The organism is Nocardia ignorata NBRC 108230, assembly GCF_001612905.1.
GTDB lineage: Bacteria > Actinomycetota > Actinomycetes > Mycobacteriales > Mycobacteriaceae > Nocardia > Nocardia ignorata.
This window is the reverse complement of record NZ_BDBI01000002.1, coordinates 283,334-298,125: the sequence shown is the minus strand read 5'-3', so window position 1 is coordinate 298,125 and position 14,792 is coordinate 283,334. Positions and strand designations below refer to the sequence as shown.

Below are 14,792 nucleotides of genomic sequence, written 5' to 3'. Positions count from 1 at the left end.
GCGGTTCCTTCTAGTGGGCCGAGTCGTGCCAGCGGCCGACGCTGACCTTCTGGATCAGCGTGAAAACGGTGAACACGAGCACCCCGAACAGGGCGGCGAGCAGGAGCGCGCCGATGAGGTCCTCGGATTGGAGCCGGGCGCGGTAGGTGTCGAGCAGGGTGCCGATGCCGGGTTTGCCCTGCGCGAAGAACATGTCGCCGATGATCGCGCCGGTGACGGAAAGCCCGGCGGCCGTGCGTAAACCGGTCAGGGTGGAGGGCAAGGCGGCCGGTAGTTGCAGGGACCAGAGCCTGCGCAGGCGCCCGGCGCGGCCGAGAGTGAACAGCTCGCGTAGGTTCGCGTCGACGGATTTGATGCCGAACAACGTCATCGCGATGATCGGGTGAATGGCGATGAGCACACAGACCGTGGTCCGCGCGGCGAAACCGTAGCCGAGCCACAGCCCGATCAGCGGGACCACGGCGAGCACCGGAATCGCTTGCAGCACGACGGCATACGGATAGACGACGTTCTCGATCGGTTTGGCCTGGCTCATCAGCACCGCGATGGCGACACCGAGCACGGCCGAGATCAGCAGCCCGGTGAGCGCGACCCGCGCGGTCACCGCCAATGCCTCACCCATCACCTCGAGCTTCTTCGGATCGGTCAGCGACTCGGTGAACACCACATGCGGTGGTGGCAGCAGGAAACGGCGACCTTCGCTGAGTACCAGCATCGACACCGCGTACCAGGCGGCGAGGGCAAGGGCGATCGAAATGGCCGGCGCGGCAAGGGTCTTGGCGATCTTGCGCACGCGTGCGGTGGACAGCTCGGTCCCCGGCTTCGCCGGTATCACGGCCCGGGCGGCGATACTCACCATCAGGCAGCCTCTTTCAACGAGTGCGACACGCGCGCGACGAGTTCGGTGAAGGCGGGATCGAAGCGCAGTTCCCGGTCGCGCGGATAGGGCAGGCCGACGTCGATCACCTCGTGCACCCGCCCCGGCCGCGCCGACATCACCACCACCCGCGACGCGAGAAACACCGCCTCCGCCACGGAGTGTGTGATGAACAGGGCGGTGAAGGCGTTGTCGCGGTAGAGGCGGAGCAGTTCCTCCTGCATGGTCAGTCGCGTCATCTCGTCGAGCGCGCCGAACGGTTCGTCGAGCAGCATCAGCCTCGGTTCCAGCGCCAGCGCCCTGGCCAGTGAGACCCGCATCCGCATGCCGCCGGAGAGCCTGCGCGGCAGGGCATTCGCGAAGTCGGCCAGCCCGACCGCCTCGATCGCCCGTTCCACCCGTGCCCGCCGCACAGCGCGCGGCACTCCGGCCAGCTCCGCCGACAGTTCGACATTGCGCCGCACCTTGCGCCAAGGCAGCAGGGTGGCTTCCTGGAAGATGAAGCCGATCGAATTCGTGCGCACCGCAACGGCTCCCGCGCTCACCCGCTCGAGGCCCGCGGCCAGGCGCAGCAGGGTGGACTTGCCGCAACCGGACGGCCCGACCACGGCGACGAACTCGCCTTCGCGGATATCCAGGTCGATGCCGGTGAGGGCCAGGGTGCCGTCGTCACCGCCGAAACGTTTGCCGACGCCCGCGAAGGAAACCTCGAGTCCGGCGAGCAGCGTCCTCGCGTCCGCGTCGTTCACTGTGTCGTAGAGCGTCACCGTGATCACCTTCCTACGGTGGATGTTGCGTGCAACATGTGAATGGATTCAGTGTGGTCTTGCTGGATTACATGCAATATGTGAGCTGTTTCCGCGGGATTAACATTCATCGCATGTGGATCAGGCGGCGAGTCAGTTCGTCGGTGTCGACTCTCGTGCTGTGGCCGTCGCGGATCACTGCCTCGCCGTCGACCCAGACCGTGTCGACCACGCGCGGTGAAGCAGCCGTCAGCAGAGTCGCGCCCGGGTCGAGCACAGGCAGACAAGCGAAGTCGCGGTCGAAGCGGACCAGGGTGAGGTCGGCCCGATCGCCGACGGCGATGCCGGTGTGTACCGGCCCGCCGAGCACCCGACCGGCCGCACCCGTGGCCATGTACAGCATGCGATCGATGCCGAACAGGTCGGCGCGGCGGTGTGCGGCACGTTGCAGGTACGCGCCCATGCGCAAAGTCAGGAGCATGTCCTGGGTGTCGTTGCTGGCCGCGCCGTCGACGCCGAGGGTCACGTCGATCCCGGCGGCCAGCATGTCGCCGATCGGGGCGATGCCGCTGCCGAGGCGCATGTTCGAGATCGGGTTGTAGGAGACGGTGACACCGCGCCCGGCGAAGACCGCGCGACCGTGCGCGTCGAGGTTCACACAGTGCACGGCGAGCGTGCGCTCCCCGAGGAAGCCGTGGGTGTCGAGGTAGTCGACGGCGCCCATGCCGGCGTGCAGGCGGCACATGTCGTCGTCGGTGGTGGTCTCGAGGACATGGATCGACACCGTCTTGCCGGTCGACTCGGCGTAGGCGCGGGCCGCCGCCATGCCGTCGGGGGTGAGACAGCGCGGGTTGGGCACGGCAAGCGCGGTGGTGATGCGCGAGCCCGCCAGCTGCCGGTCGAGTGCGTCGATATGGGCGAACGCCTCGTCGAGCGGCTGCATCAGGCGCGGGTCGAGGCCCCATTTTCGGGTGACGTCGGCGCGGTCGGCGATGCCGCGCCCGAGGACCACCCGGATGCCGAGCTCGTCGAGCGCGCGGATCACGGCCTGGTGGACCTGGTCGGACGGGTTCGGCCACAGGTGCTCGACGACCGTGGTCACGCCGCTGCGGAGCAGTTCCAAGCCACCGGCCAGGGCCGAGAGGTAGGTCTGTTCAGGAGTGGCGGCGACGGTGTGCTCGCCGACGCAGCGCAACCATTCCAGCAGCGGCAGCCCTTCCCCCACGCCGCGAAGTACCGCTTGTTGCAGGTGGGTGTGGGTGTTGACGAAGCCGGGAAGCAGATAGCCGCCCGCACCGTCGAAGCGTGGGAGCGCCGCGTGCTCCTGGTCTGCCCGCAATGCGGCGACCCGGCCGTCGCGGACGACGACCTCTCCAGGCTGCCACCCCTGCGGCGTGTAGACGGTGACATCGGTGATGACCACGGACGAACCCATGCGCGCACCCTTTCGGTTGCGGCTGGTTCGCTCGCCGGGTTCAGCCGAGCACGTCGTCCGTTGCAGCCATGAACGTCGTAGGACCGACCCTAGGAATCCGGTATTTCCCCGGCGTTAAAGCCGTGTCACGGACGGAGGTCGGCCTCCGGGGCGAGGATCTCGACGACCGGGGCGGATTCCGGTTCCAGGAACGCGAGCAAGGCGGCGGCCTCCGATTCGACCTCTGCCGCTTCGGCTTTCGTCCATGTACGGGTAGGGCTCACCCGCAGGCGCGCGGTTCCCGACTTCACGAAGACTTTGTAGACCCCGGCGGTGAAGCCGTCGATCAGGACCGGCGAGACATTGGCACCGAAGGAACGTGGGGCGATGGTTTCGCCGATGACGCGGCTGCGGTCCTGGTGGGAGAGCAGGGCGTTGTCGTACCAGCCGAGCAGGCGCACCGGGGCGGGCAGGTCGGGGTCGGCGAGTTCGAGTTCGGCGGCGTCGTAGAGGGTCCGGCCGCGCTCGTCGGTGTAGGTGCGGACGCGGTCGCCCAGGTCGGCGACCACCTGTTTCATGCCGGGCAAGCGCGACCAGGTCTGCATGTCCATGGTCGAGGCCGGACCGAAAGCGCGCAGGTAGCGCAGGATCAGTTCGGCCACCGGGTAGTCCGGGTCGAGCGGGGCGCCCAGCCACGGCTGCACCCGCGACCAGACGGGTCGGCTGTTGTCGCGCCAGCGGCCACGCGGTGGGGTCTGCAGGACCGGGAGCTGGTAGAGCCAGGTCTGCGACACCGCACCCGGATCGCGATCCGGGTAGCGGATGGCGGCTTCGGCGCGCAGGTCGGCGGCCGACATCGGCTCGTCGCCGAGCACCGCCTCCCCGTCGGCACGGACCTGCTCGGGGTCGAGTCCGACCATCGCCCCGTAGTTGAAACCCTTACGGAAGGGCACCTTTTCGAGTTCGGGCTGGATGTGCGGGGCGATGCGGAGGGCGTCGGGCGGGGTGACGAGGTGGATGGTGCCGCGCATCAGGGTGATCCGCACCAGCGTGCGGTCGTCCAATCCGCGCGACACCGTGTCGGGGTCGAAATCGACTGTCCGGCTCCACAAACCGATGAACGGCGGCGGGACGTCCTGCGCCTGCAACCCGACGAGATGCTCGCACATCTGCGGTGTGCTCAGTGTGGACCGTTCGAGGAGGTGCTGCCGCGCGAGCAGCGTCCGGTTCAGTACTCGATTCGACAACTGCACGGCGCGCTCCTTCGATCCCGGCGACGAACCGGACGCTACCCCGGCGGTCCGACAACCTCACACCGAGTCAGCGCAGTTGTACGACGACCTTGCCGGTCGCGGTCCGGTTGTCCAGGGCCGCAACGGCTTCGGCCGTGCGCTCCAGGGGGTAGAGCACCGGTTCCGGCGCCGTGACGGCACCGGAGGCGAACAGCGGCTCCAGGTCGGCCCATTGTTCGGCCAGGTAACCAGGGTGGGTCATCACCCATTCACCCCAGGCCGCACCGACGACCTCCACGTTCTTGAGCAGCAGCCGATTCACCTTCACCGTGGGGATCTCGCCCGCGGTGAACCCGACGACGAGCAACCGGCCACCGCCCGCGAGGCTGCGGATGCTGTCGGTGAAACGGTCGCCGCCCACCGGGTCGAGCACGATGTCGACGCCCCGCCCGCCGGTCAGTTCCTTGACCGCCGCCAGCCAGCCGTCGGTGAGCACTACGTCGGTGGCGCCGTTGGCCTTGGCGACCTGCGCCTTGGCCTCGGTGCTCACCACGGCGATCACCCGGCCCGCGCCCAGCGCCTTGGCCAGCCGCAGGGTCGAAGTACCGACGCCACCGGCCGCACCGTGCACGAGGACCGTCTCGCCCTCGGCCAGCCTGCCGCGCTCGGTGAGGCAGAAGTGCACGGTCAGGTCGTTGAACAGGATGCCCGCACCCGCCTGGAGCGACACGTTGTCCGGCAGCTTGAAGACCGCGTCGGCGGGTGCCACCGCCACCTCCGCGACGCCGTTGCCGAGCATGGTCAATGCCGCGACCCGGTCACCGGCACGCAGCCCGGACTCGGCGGGCGCCTCGCGCACCACGCCACCGACCTCACCGCCGACGACGAACGGCAGACCCGGCTTCATCTGGTAGAGACCGCGCGTCATCAGTACGTCGGGGAAGGCGATCCCGGCGGCGTGCACGTCGATGAGGACACCGCCCGGGTAAGCGACCGGTTCGGGCAGGTCGACGACCTCGATCGACGACGGACCTTCCAACTTGCTCACCTGAGCTGCACGCATCCGGGAAACCTCTCTCGACGATCGAACCCCTGTCGAACATATCCCGGCCGCGCTCAGCGATGGGCGAATTCCAGCATCGCCTCACTGGAGAGCACCGAACCACCCTTGATGATGGTCAGGCCAGCAGGCGTGACCTGGTATTGCGTTCCGTCACTCGGGTTGGTCGCGGTGAATCCGCCGCCACCGGTCGAGACGGGATCGTCGAGTTCGATCGCGTTGCCGTTGCGCACCGCGACACCCTTGTAGTAGAAGCGGTCGGCCCCGGTGTGGCAGATGACCACCCGCGAGGTGGTGGTGCGCGCGATCGTCATGGCGGCGTCGTTGTCGTTGCAGCGCGGGCCACCGCTGAGGAAACCCTGCCCGTCGGCGCCGGTGACGGCCGAATTCAGCGGCGGCACAGTGGTTGTGGTCGGTTTCGGCTCCGTCGGCGGTGCCTGCGGAACGCCGGTGGGCACTTCCTGGCTGACCGACACCACCACCGGCGGCGGCATCTGCAGACTGGACGAGGACACCGGCTGGCCTGCGCGATCGGTACCGGAATCGTTGACACTCAACATCACCCACACCGCCACACCGACCGCGGCCACGACGATCAGCGCGCCGAGCGCACCGGCGAGAATCGGCGTCGCCGAATTCCGCTGCGGAAGGGGCAGCGGTTCCGACGGATGGGCGTAGACACCCGAGGAGAACTGGGGGCCGGTGCTCATCCTGGTCTGCTGCCGCCCGGACTGCGCGAAACCCGCGATCGGCTGCTGCGGTGCGGACCGGTGCGCCGCGGCGGGTGGCTGAGCAGGCGAGGGAGCGGTCGGCGGCGGTGGTTGCGGCCCGGTGACCCGGGTCTGCCCGGTGAACGGGCGCGGCGGCGGCTGCTTCACCAGCGGCGTCACCCGCGGGCCGGGAACGGTTGCGGGCGCGTCGCGTTCGGCCTGCACCAGCGCGGCACGGGCGGCGCGAGCCAGGTCGCCCGGCGAGCCGTAGCGCTGCTCGGGCCGCTTGGCCATGCCACGCTCGATCACCGCGTCGAACGCCGACAGCGCCGGATCGACCGCACTCGGCCGGGGCGGCGGTGCCATCTGATGCGAACCGATCGCGCCGGCGAGGCTGTTCACGGGGAACGGCACCCGTCCCACCAGCGACTCGTAGAGCACACAGGTGAGCGCGTAGGTGTCGACGGCCGGCGTCATCGGCACTTCCTCGAACCGTTCCGGCGCCATGTAGGCCATCGAACCGACGGCGCTGCCCGCGCTGGTGAGCTGCGGATCGGACGCGCCGTGCGCGATACCGAAGTCGACCAGGTAGGCGAACAGGTTGGCCGTGAGAAGGATGTTGGCCGGCTTCACGTCGCGATGCACCAGGCCGAGCTCGTGCGCGGCGTCGAGCGCGGCCGCGATCTGCTCGACCACCTGCACCGCCTCGCCGGGCGTCAGCTTGCCGTGCTGCTGCAGCCGCTCCTTGAGATCGGAACCGCGCACCAGGCGCATGTCGATGTAGAGCACACCGTCGACCTCGCCCCAGTCGTGCACCGGGATGACGTGCGGCTCCTGCACACTGGCCATCGCATGGGATTCGCGGCGGAAACGCTGCACATAGGTGGGGTCGGCCGCCAGCTCACGATTGAGCACCTTGAGCGCGACGACGCGATCCTTGGTGGTGTCGAAAGCCTCGTAGACCTCGCCCATGCCGCCGACTCCGAGAAGCCGACGCAACTCATAGCGCCCGAACATCGCGCCTGCCATCGCCCCGCCGGCCATTCCAGCAGGTTACCGGGCGCCCACAGCACTTGTCATGTACGCCGGTGGGGGCTAGTCCCGGCTCGACGTGAGGGTGTGATCTGCGCACCGTAAAGTCGAGGGCAGAACTACGCAAGAAGTCGCGGCTCGCCTGTGTGGACCGCGCAAGGAGCACACGTGTCACTCGATCAGCCACTGGCCCCGCTACCCCAGGAGGGCACGGGTTTCGCCACGGCGTGGCCTGTCCGGGCCGGCGACGTGGACCCGTACCACCGGCTGCGCTTCGACGGGGTCGCCCGCTACCTGCAGGATATCGCCTACGAGGAACTGCATCAGACCGCGCTGCACCGCACCGATCCCACCTGGATCGTGCGCCGCACCGTCATCGACGTGATCCGCCCGGTCGTCTTTCCCGATCACGTACACCTCACGCGGTGGTGCGCGAGCATGTCGACCAGGTGGACGAACATGCGCGTGCGCATCACCAGCGAGGGCGGCGGCCTGATCGAGACCGAGGGGTTCTGGATCAACCTCAGCGAGTCGAGCAACCTGCCCGCCCGCATCAGCGACGAAGGCCTGGCCTACCTGGCCCGCACCACCGACGAACACCGGCTGCGGTGGCGGCCCTACCTCACCGATCCGGCGCCGCGCGAATCCGACACCGATGTGCCGTTCCCGGTGCGCGCCACCGACATCGACCAGTACAACCATGTGAACAACGCCTGCTACTGGCAGGCCGTGGAGCAGTTCCTCGTCGACTATCCGAAACTGCTCGCGGTGCCGCATCGCGCGGTGATCGAGTATGTGGCGCCGGTGCTGGCGCGTGAACACATCACGGTGCGCGGGCGGTACGAGCCGGGCGATGTGAGTGGGCGGCCGGTGTTGCGGTTGTGGTTCGTGGTCGGTGGGATCACGACGACCGTCGTCAAGGTCATGCCCCTGCCCTAGCTCGGGCGGGCGGCGGCCGAGAACCGGCGGCGGGTGGGCCTGGTTCTCGGCCGCGGGTCCGATTAGCCCTTCGCGGCCTTGAGGAGGTCGGCGCGGGTGGTGAACTTGACGCGGGGTCGGCCTGCGGCTTTACCCGCGGCCTTTTCCGCCTGGTCGATGGTCTTCCAGGCGGCGCGGTCGACGAGGTCGGGCTGACGCTCGGTGAGCAGGGCGCGCAGGGCGGCCCGGTCGCCGGTCGGGTTGGTGAGTCTGCCCGCGATGAAGTCGTCGATCAGGGCTTCGACGGTTTCCTCGGCATCGATTCGGTTGGAGCCGATCACGCCGCGCGGACCACGCTTGATCCAGCCCGCCACGTACACACCGGGCAGGGGCTGGGTATCGACGAGCACGCGACCGTGCTCGCTCGGCACCACACCGCGCCGCTCGTCGAACGGCAGGCCGGGCACGGGGACGCCGCGGTAACCGATCGAGCGGAGCACCAGGCCGGTGTCGAGGCGCTCGGTGCGGTCGGTCGGGGTGGCGACGAGGTCGGCGGTGAGTTCGTTGTGTGCGAACTCGATACCGGTCACGTGGTCGTCACCGAGCACCTCGGTGGGAGTCGCCAGGTAGCGGAAGACGATGCGCTTGTTCGCCGGATCGCGTCGGCCGGTCGAATACTCCTGGGCCAGCTGATACTTGAGCCGCAGCGAGGGTTCGATGTTCGGGTCGTCGAGGATCGCCCGGCTGTGCTCGTCGAGATCGAGGTCGGCGGGATCGACGACCACGTCGACGCCCTTCAGATGGGTGAGCGCCAGGAACTCCGGCGAGCTGTAGGCGGCCTGCAGCGGACCGCGGCGGCCGAGAATCACGACCTCGCGGATGTTGCTGCGGCGCAGCGCGTCCAGGGCGTGGTCGGCGATGTCGGTCTTGGCCAGCTCGTCCGGGTCGACGGTGAGCACGCGCGCCACGTCGAGCGCCACATTGCCGTTGCCGACGATCACCGCGCGCTCACCCGACAGGTCGAACTCGCGCTCGGCGAAATCGGGATGGCCGTTGTACCAGGCGACGAACTCGGTGGCCGAATGGCTGCCGGGCAGGTCCTCACCCGGGACACCGAGCTTGCGGTCGCTCGACGCGCCGACGGCGTAGATCACGGCGTGGTGGTGCTCGAGCAGCTCACGGTGATCGATGTGTTCGCCGATCTCGACATTGAGGTAGTACTGCAGAGTGTCGCGGCGGAAGGCCGATTCGAACATCGTCGCGACGTTCTTGGTGCCCGCGTGATCGGGCGCCACGCCCGCGCGGACCAGACCCCACGGCGTCGGCAGCCGGTCGAACATCTCCACCTCGACATCGCTGCGCCGCAACAGCTCGTCGGCGGCGTAGCAGGCCGCCGGGCCCGCACCGACGATCGCGACGCGCAGGGTGCCGAGACTCTTCGGTGGGCGCACGGGGGTGGCGAGTGGGTCGAAATTCGTCTCCAGCGGGTGACGCCGGAAGTACTCGGCATTGATCTCGCGGTACCTGCCGAGCGAGGCGAGGAGATCGTCCTCGGAGAAGATGGCGTCCACCGGGCACGCATCGACACAGGCGCCGCAGTCGATACAGGTGTCTGGGTCGATGTAGAGCATTTCCGCCGTGGCGAACTCCGGCTGATCCGGGGTCGGGCGGATGCAGTCGACCGGGCACTCGGTGACGCAGCTGGCGTCGTTGCAACAACGCTGCGTGATGACGTAGGCCATGGGTGCAGATCCTCGAAATATGTGGTCGGACGTCACCTCGGGTATGAGTGACGCAGCTTTCAGTGTGCCTCGAGTGTGACTGTGACCTCACCGGTGTGCACGATTACCGTGTAGTACATGGCGGTGACCCTGATCCTGATGCGGCACGGAAAATCGGCGTACCCGGACGGGGTGGAGGACCACGAACGGCCACTGGCACCACGCGGCGAACGCGAAGCCGCCCTGGCGGGCGACTGGTTGCGCGCCACCCAGCGGGCGATCGACGCGGTGCGCTGCTCCACCGCCCAGCGCACCCGGCTCACCCTGGCCGCCACCGGGATCGACGCTCCCGTCGAGTACCGCGACGACATCTACGAGGCGAACCCGCACACCCTGATCGAGCTGATCCAGCTCACCGACGATGCTGTCTCGACTCTCCTCCTTGTCGGCCATGTTCCCGGAATTCCTTGGACCGCTTGGGATCTCGCGACCAACCGCGATTCCGACGCGGCCACCGAGCTGAGCCGCAAGTTCCCCACCTCGGCGCTGGCGGTGCTCGAGTTCGATCGGCCGTGGGCGCGGGTGGACCAGGGAACCGGCGAACTGACGCACTTCCACGTGCCGCGCTGACCTACTTCAGCAGCTTGCCCCCGACCACGATTCCGACGCCGAGCAGCGCGAGCAACACGAAGGCGACTACGCCGTTCGTCAGCCACCAGACCACGCCGAGTACCAGTACCACCGGCGCCACCGCGATGGCGGTGATCACCGGGCTCTCCTTCACCGTTTCCCAAGCCGAGCGGGCCCGGATGCGGTCGATCTCCTTAGCCATGTGATCCACACTACGTTTCTGTCGGTGGGCGGTGGGATGCTTGACCGCATGGATTGGAAAATCGAGCTCGTTGCCATCCCGGTCACCGATATCGATCGGGCCAAGGACTTCTACACCAGCATCGGTTTCAACGCCGATCACGACCACACGCCGAGCCCCGACATCCGCTTCGTCCAGCTCACCCCGCCGGGTTCGGGCTGCTCGATCTGCATCGGCCGCGGCATCACCCAGGCTGCTCCCGGCAGCGTCGAGGGCATGCAGATGGTGGTGCCGAGCGCCCAGCAGGCCTACGAACAACTCGTCGCGGCGGGCGTCGAGGCGACCCCGGTGCAGGATCTGGGCTGGGGCCTGTTCACGTTCTTCGCCGACCCCGACGGAAACCGCTGGGCGGTACAGGAACTGCCGAAGTACAACTGAGATCGGCTCGTCCCGCGAATAGGCTTGCTTGGAGTGCACTCCAGGTGGCTAGCGTCGGTGGAGTTCCACGGAAAGGGACGAGCACGATGGATCCGCAAGCGGTTCGGCACACCGACAGCGCGAACGAACGGGAGCGCCCGAAATACTCGATCGGCGAGGTCGCCGAGCGGTCGGGCCTCAGTCGCGACACGCTGCGCTGGTACGAGCGGATCGGGCTGATGAACTACATCGGTCGCGACCACACCGGCAACCGCCGCTTCAGCGATCGCGACCTGGAGTGGCTGGAGCTGATCGCGCGGCTGCGCACGACCGGCATGCCGGTGGCCGACATGATCCGGTATGCCGAACTGGTGCGCGCGGGTGAGCAGACCTTCCCGCAACGGCTGGAGATGTTCCGGCAGACCAGGGCCGACGTGCTCGACAAGATCGCGGAACTACAGAAGACCGTGGCCGTGCTGGACTACAAGATCGCCGTGTACGAGGGCCGATCCGAGTTGGTCCCGCCCGTCACGCTCACCGCGCACACGAGCGAAGGAACCGATACATGAGCACCACTCTGCCGACCACCACCCTCGGCGCCGACGGCCGACGGGTCGGCATCCAGGGTCTGGGCTGCATGGGCATCAGCGAGTTCTACGGCGACTCCGACCTGGCCGAGTCCCGGGCCACCCTCGAGCACGCCCTCGAACTCGGCGTGACCCTGTTCGACACCGCCGATATCTACGGCTCCGGCCACAACGAGGAATTCCTGTCCGGTTTCGTCCGCGAGCACCGCGACGAGCTGGTGATCGCCACCAAATTCGGCATCGTGCGCAAGGCCGACGATCCGGCGTTCCGCGGCTTCGACAACTCCCCCGAATACATCCGCGGCGCCGTGGACGCGAGCCTGCGCAGGCTCGGTGTCGACACCATCGACCTGTACTACATGCACCGCCGCGACCCGGCCGTGCCGATCGAGGACACCGTCGCCACGATGGCCGAGCTGGTCACCGCGGGCAAAGTGCGCGCGCTCGGCCTGTCGGAAGTGACCGGCGACGAACTGCGCGCCGCGCACGCGGTGCACCCGATCGCGGCCGTGCAGTCGGAGTGGTCGCTGTTCTCCCGCGATGTGGAGCGCACCGCCGTGCCCGCCGCGGCCGAACTCGGCGTGACGTTCGTGCCGTACTCGCCGCTGGGTCGCGGGTTCCTCACCGGCGCGTTCAGCAATGCGGACAGCCTCGGCGGCAACGACTTCCGGCAGCGGATGCCCCGCTTCACCGGTGCCAACGCCGAACGCAACGCCGAACTTCTCGCACCGCTGGCGGCGATCGCGCAAGCGCACGGCATCACCCAGGCCCAGGTCGCCCTCGCGTGGGTGCACGCGCGCGCCGAGGCACACGGCCTTGCGGTGGTGCCGATCCCGGGCACCCGCAAGCGCGGCAGGCTCGCCGAGAACGTCGCGGCCGCCGGGGTGCGGCTCAGCGACGACGAACTCGCGACGCTGGAACCGATCGCCGGACAGGTGGCGGGCCCTCGGTACGCGGACATGTCGTTCACCTCGGCGGGACGGGAATAGCATCGGCTCGGGCGCGGCCGGGAATACTCACGCCGCGCCCGGGTTGGTCGGTATACCAAGTCACGAGCGCACCCGTTGGCGGTGCGGAAGGAGCGCAAGGATGTCGGAGACCACCGCGTCGCAGGCCCGTGTCGTCCGCAACCAGGACAAGAACCGCTACGACATCTTCTACGGCGACGAACTCGCCGGCTTCGCCGAGTACATCGAGCGCGGCAACGACACCGACTTCGTGCACACCGAGATCGACGACGCCTTCGGCGGCAAGGGCCTCGGCAGCAAGCTGGCCCGCTACGCCGTGGAGGACGTGATCGCGCGCGGGCGGACCATCACCCCACACTGCGCGTTCATCCGGGGCTGGCTCGACAAGCACCCCGAGTTCGACGCGCATGTGGTCGGCAAGGGCATCCCCGGATGAGCGACCTCGAGGCCGACCCCACCGAGGTGCTGTGCGAACCGTCGCCGAGCCCCGGCCCGATCGCGGAGCTGTACCCGGCCAGGGAGGTTCCGCTCGGCGGCGTGCGCGGCGTGTACGTGGAACGCACGCTGCCGCAACGGGATCTGCCGACCGTCGGCGCGTGGTGTTTCCTCGACCGGTTCGGCTCGCCCACCGTCACCCGCACCGGCGCCTCGCCCGACATCCTGCCCCACCCGCACATCGGCCTGCAGACGGTGACCTGGCCGTTCGACGGGCAGATCCGGCACCGCGATTCGGTGGGTTCGGATGTGCGGATCGAACCGGGTCAGCTGAACCTGATGACCTCCGGTCGCGGCATCGCGCATTCGGAGTTCGGCGTACCTGGCGCGAACGCGGGCAACGGCCTGCAACTGTGGATCGCCCTGCCAGACACCGCGACCGGCGTCGAACCGCACTTCGAACAGCATCGCGAACTGCCCGTGTACGAGGAACCGGGGCTGCGGGCGACCGTGCTGATCGGTTCGCTGGGCGGCGTCACCTCACCGGCGAAGGCCTATACGCCGATCGTCGGCGCGGACATCGTCCTCGACCCCGGCGCGGACGTGCGATTACCGCTGGAACGCGCCTTCGAGCACGCGGTGCTCGTCGTCGAGGGCACGGTCGTCGTCGACGGAATCGAGCTCGGTCCCGGACCGCTGCTGTACCTGGGCACCGATCGGGCCGAGGTGCGTTCGACGAGCACCGACCACGCGCATTTCGCCCTGATCGGCGGTGAGCCGTTCACCGAGGAACTGGTGATGTGGTGGAACTTCGTGGGGCGAAGTCACGAGGAGATCGTCGCGGCGCGCCAGGCGTGGGAAGCCCACGACACCAGCCGGTTCGGGCAGGTGGTCGACCATCCGGAGCAGGAGCGGATTCCCGCTCCGCCGCTGCCGCCGCTGCGGTTGAAGCCGCGTAAGCGCGCGACCGGGTGCTCGCACAGCTGAACAGCCGGGCCTGCGTCGTGAGTCCGTGCGCGGTCAGCGGTTTCCGGCGAGCAGGGCGTCGAGAGCGCGGTAGCTGTCGTTGAGACCGGTCTCCATGCCGGAGGCGAGCATGCCCGCGCATTCCTCGGCGGTGTGGAAGATGCTGTCGGTGACCACGCGGGTGCGGCCGTTGCCGAGGTCGACGAAGGTGGTCGTGTCGATCGAGATGTGGGCGGGCATGCCGTCCCATTCGAAGGACTGCACGATCCGCTCCTTCGGGGTGATCTCGCGGAAGCGGCCTTCGAAACCGTAGGACTCGTCGCCCTCGTGCTCCACGAAACGCCAGTGGCCGCCCTTGCGGAACTCCCAGCGCTCGATGTCGACCTCGTGGCCGCGCGCCCACCAGCGCGACAGCTGCTCGACGCGGCTGTAGGCGTCCCACACCCGATCCAGCGGTGCGTCGAAATCGCGTTCGATGTGCACTTCGCGGTCCGAGGTGGAGGTGATGACCGCGTCCTTGGTTGTGGTGCTCATTGCTCTGGCTCCGTTCGTCGCAGGAATTCATCGAGACGGTCCATCCGGGCTTCCAGCATCTGCCGATAACCCTGCATCCAGGCCACCTCACGATCGAACACGTGCTCGCCGATGCGGCAGTACCGCACCCGCCCACGCTTCTCGGTGACCACCATGCCCGCATCCTCGAGCAACCCGATGTGCTTCTTGATGCCGGTCAACGTCATCTCGAACCGCTCGGCCAACTCGCTGACGGTGGCGGGCCCACGACCGAGATGCTCGAGGATGCCCCGGCGGGTGGGGTCCGCGAGCGCCCCGAACGAGGCGTCTAGGAAGTCATACTGAACCATCTGGTTCAGTATTGCGCGCGTACCTAGGCGCGTCA

At 68.3% G+C, this 14,792-nt stretch carries 17 protein-coding genes; 7 read left to right on the top strand and 10 right to left on the bottom strand.

Annotated elements, in window-relative coordinates; translation table 11 throughout:
- Nucleotides 1-10: 10 nt before the first annotated feature.
- The 6 genes from NI2_RS01870 to NI2_RS01845 form a co-directional block, all read right to left on the bottom strand.
- A complete protein-coding gene (locus NI2_RS01870; RefSeq protein WP_084475781.1) occupies nt 11-859 on the bottom strand; it encodes an ABC transporter permease in 849 nt (282 codons plus the stop codon).
- A complete protein-coding gene (locus tag NI2_RS01865) occupies nt 859-1,644 on the bottom strand; it encodes an ABC transporter ATP-binding protein (RefSeq protein WP_067485876.1) in 786 nt (261 codons plus the stop codon). The genes NI2_RS01870 and NI2_RS01865 overlap by 1 nt, the downstream gene beginning before the upstream one ends.
- Before the next feature lie 106 nt (nt 1,645-1,750).
- On the bottom strand, nt 1,751-3,058 hold the full coding sequence (locus tag NI2_RS01860) for an amidohydrolase family protein (RefSeq protein WP_067485148.1): 1,308 nt from the start codon (nt 3,056-3,058) through the stop codon (nt 1,751-1,753).
- Nucleotides 3,059-3,183: 125 nt separating this feature from the next.
- Nucleotides 3,184-4,290 (bottom strand): winged helix DNA-binding domain-containing protein, encoded by a 1,107-nt coding sequence (locus tag NI2_RS01855; RefSeq protein ID WP_067485145.1) that lies wholly within the window; start codon nt 4,288-4,290, stop codon nt 3,184-3,186.
- Between the two features lie 67 nt (nt 4,291-4,357).
- A complete protein-coding gene (locus tag NI2_RS01850) occupies nt 4,358-5,332 on the bottom strand; it encodes an NADPH:quinone oxidoreductase family protein (RefSeq protein ID WP_067485142.1) in 975 nt (324 codons plus the stop codon).
- A 53-nt stretch (nt 5,333-5,385) separates the two neighbouring features.
- Entirely contained in the window at nt 5,386-7,083 is a 1,698-nt protein-coding gene (locus tag NI2_RS01845; protein ID WP_067485138.1) for a serine/threonine-protein kinase, read from the bottom strand.
- A 156-nt stretch (nt 7,084-7,239) separates the two neighbouring features.
- Here NI2_RS01845 and NI2_RS01840 point away from each other — a divergent pair, with 156 nt between their 5' ends.
- The gene (locus tag NI2_RS01840; protein ID WP_067485874.1) at nt 7,240-8,010 is read left to right on the top strand and encodes an acyl-[acyl-carrier-protein] thioesterase; all 771 of its coding nucleotides are present in this window, start codon (nt 7,240-7,242) and stop codon (nt 8,008-8,010) included.
- Between the two features lie 62 nt (nt 8,011-8,072).
- Here NI2_RS01840 and NI2_RS01835 read toward each other — a convergent pair whose 3' ends face one another.
- Nucleotides 8,073-9,731, bottom strand: coding sequence for an FAD-dependent oxidoreductase (locus NI2_RS01835; RefSeq protein ID WP_067485135.1), 1,659 nt, complete (start codon nt 9,729-9,731; stop codon nt 8,073-8,075).
- Nucleotides 9,732-9,848: 117 nt separating this feature from the next.
- On the opposite strand from NI2_RS01835, the gene NI2_RS01830 reads away from it, so the two are divergent.
- On the top strand, nt 9,849-10,340 hold the full coding sequence (locus NI2_RS01830) for a SixA phosphatase family protein (protein WP_067485132.1): 492 nt from the start codon (nt 9,849-9,851) through the stop codon (nt 10,338-10,340).
- Between the two features lies 1 nt (nt 10,341).
- On the opposite strand, the gene NI2_RS01825 is transcribed toward NI2_RS01830, so the two are convergent.
- Nucleotides 10,342-10,542, bottom strand: a complete 201-nt coding sequence (locus NI2_RS01825) for a hypothetical protein (protein WP_067485129.1) — start codon at nt 10,540-10,542, stop codon at nt 10,342-10,344.
- Nucleotides 10,543-10,590: 48 nt separating this feature from the next.
- Between NI2_RS01825 and NI2_RS01820 the strand changes: the two genes are divergently transcribed.
- From NI2_RS01820 to NI2_RS01800, 5 genes are all read left to right on the top strand, one after another.
- Entirely contained in the window at nt 10,591-10,959 is a 369-nt protein-coding gene (locus NI2_RS01820) for a VOC family protein (RefSeq protein WP_067485872.1), read from the top strand.
- A gap of 86 nt (nt 10,960-11,045) precedes the next feature.
- The gene (locus NI2_RS01815; RefSeq protein ID WP_067485126.1) at nt 11,046-11,507 is read left to right on the top strand and encodes a MerR family transcriptional regulator; all 462 of its coding nucleotides are present in this window, start codon (nt 11,046-11,048) and stop codon (nt 11,505-11,507) included.
- Nucleotides 11,504-12,514, top strand: a complete 1,011-nt coding sequence (locus tag NI2_RS01810) for an aldo/keto reductase (protein ID WP_067485124.1) — start codon at nt 11,504-11,506, stop codon at nt 12,512-12,514. Before NI2_RS01815 ends, NI2_RS01810 begins: the two co-directional genes overlap by 4 nt.
- Nucleotides 12,515-12,614: 100 nt before the next feature.
- Nucleotides 12,615-12,929, top strand: a complete 315-nt coding sequence (locus tag NI2_RS01805; protein WP_067485121.1) for a GNAT family N-acetyltransferase — start codon at nt 12,615-12,617, stop codon at nt 12,927-12,929.
- Entirely contained in the window at nt 12,926-13,915 is a 990-nt protein-coding gene (locus NI2_RS01800) for a pirin family protein (protein ID WP_067485118.1), read from the top strand. The genes NI2_RS01805 and NI2_RS01800 overlap by 4 nt, the downstream gene beginning before the upstream one ends.
- A 33-nt stretch (nt 13,916-13,948) precedes the next feature.
- On the opposite strand, the gene NI2_RS01795 is transcribed toward NI2_RS01800, so the two are convergent.
- Complete coding sequence (locus tag NI2_RS01795; protein ID WP_067485115.1) at nt 13,949-14,428, bottom strand: SRPBCC family protein; 480 nt, start codon at nt 14,426-14,428, stop codon at nt 13,949-13,951.
- Nucleotides 14,425-14,757: an ArsR/SmtB family transcription factor gene (locus NI2_RS01790; RefSeq protein ID WP_067485870.1), complete on the bottom strand. Its 333-nt coding sequence runs from the start codon at nt 14,755-14,757 to the stop codon at nt 14,425-14,427. The genes NI2_RS01795 and NI2_RS01790 overlap by 4 nt, the downstream gene beginning before the upstream one ends.
- Between the last annotated feature and the right edge of the window lie 35 nt (nt 14,758-14,792).

Bases quoted from the DNA above. Each gene is read 5' to 3' on its own strand.
- NI2_RS01870 (WP_084475781.1), bottom strand. From the start codon at position 859: ATGGTGAGTATCGCCGCCCGGGCCGTGATACCGGCGAAGCCGGGGACC.
- NI2_RS01860 (WP_067485148.1), bottom strand. From the start codon at position 3,058: ATGGGTTCGTCCGTGGTCATCACCGATGTCACCGTCTACACGCCGCAG.
- NI2_RS01850 (WP_067485142.1), bottom strand. From the start codon at position 5,332: ATGCGTGCAGCTCAGGTGAGCAAGTTGGAAGGTCCGTCGTCGATCGAG.
- NI2_RS01845 (WP_067485138.1), bottom strand. From the start codon at position 7,083: ATGGCCGGCGGGGCGATGGCAGGCGCGATGTTCGGGCGCTATGAGTTG.
- NI2_RS01835 (WP_067485135.1), bottom strand. From the start codon at position 9,731: ATGGCCTACGTCATCACGCAGCGTTGTTGCAACGACGCCAGCTGCGTC.
- NI2_RS01830 (WP_067485132.1), top strand. From the start codon at position 9,849: ATGGCGGTGACCCTGATCCTGATGCGGCACGGAAAATCGGCGTACCCG.
- NI2_RS01825 (WP_067485129.1), bottom strand. From the start codon at position 10,542: ATGGCTAAGGAGATCGACCGCATCCGGGCCCGCTCGGCTTGGGAAACG.
- NI2_RS01820 (WP_067485872.1), top strand. From the start codon at position 10,591: ATGGATTGGAAAATCGAGCTCGTTGCCATCCCGGTCACCGATATCGAT.
- NI2_RS01815 (WP_067485126.1), top strand. From the start codon at position 11,046: ATGGATCCGCAAGCGGTTCGGCACACCGACAGCGCGAACGAACGGGAG.
- NI2_RS01810 (WP_067485124.1), top strand. From the start codon at position 11,504: ATGAGCACCACTCTGCCGACCACCACCCTCGGCGCCGACGGCCGACGG.
- NI2_RS01805 (WP_067485121.1), top strand. From the start codon at position 12,615: ATGTCGGAGACCACCGCGTCGCAGGCCCGTGTCGTCCGCAACCAGGAC.
- NI2_RS01800 (WP_067485118.1), top strand. From the start codon at position 12,926: ATGAGCGACCTCGAGGCCGACCCCACCGAGGTGCTGTGCGAACCGTCG.
- NI2_RS01795 (WP_067485115.1), bottom strand. From the start codon at position 14,428: ATGAGCACCACAACCAAGGACGCGGTCATCACCTCCACCTCGGACCGC.
- NI2_RS01790 (WP_067485870.1), bottom strand. From the start codon at position 14,757: ATGGTTCAGTATGACTTCCTAGACGCCTCGTTCGGGGCGCTCGCGGAC.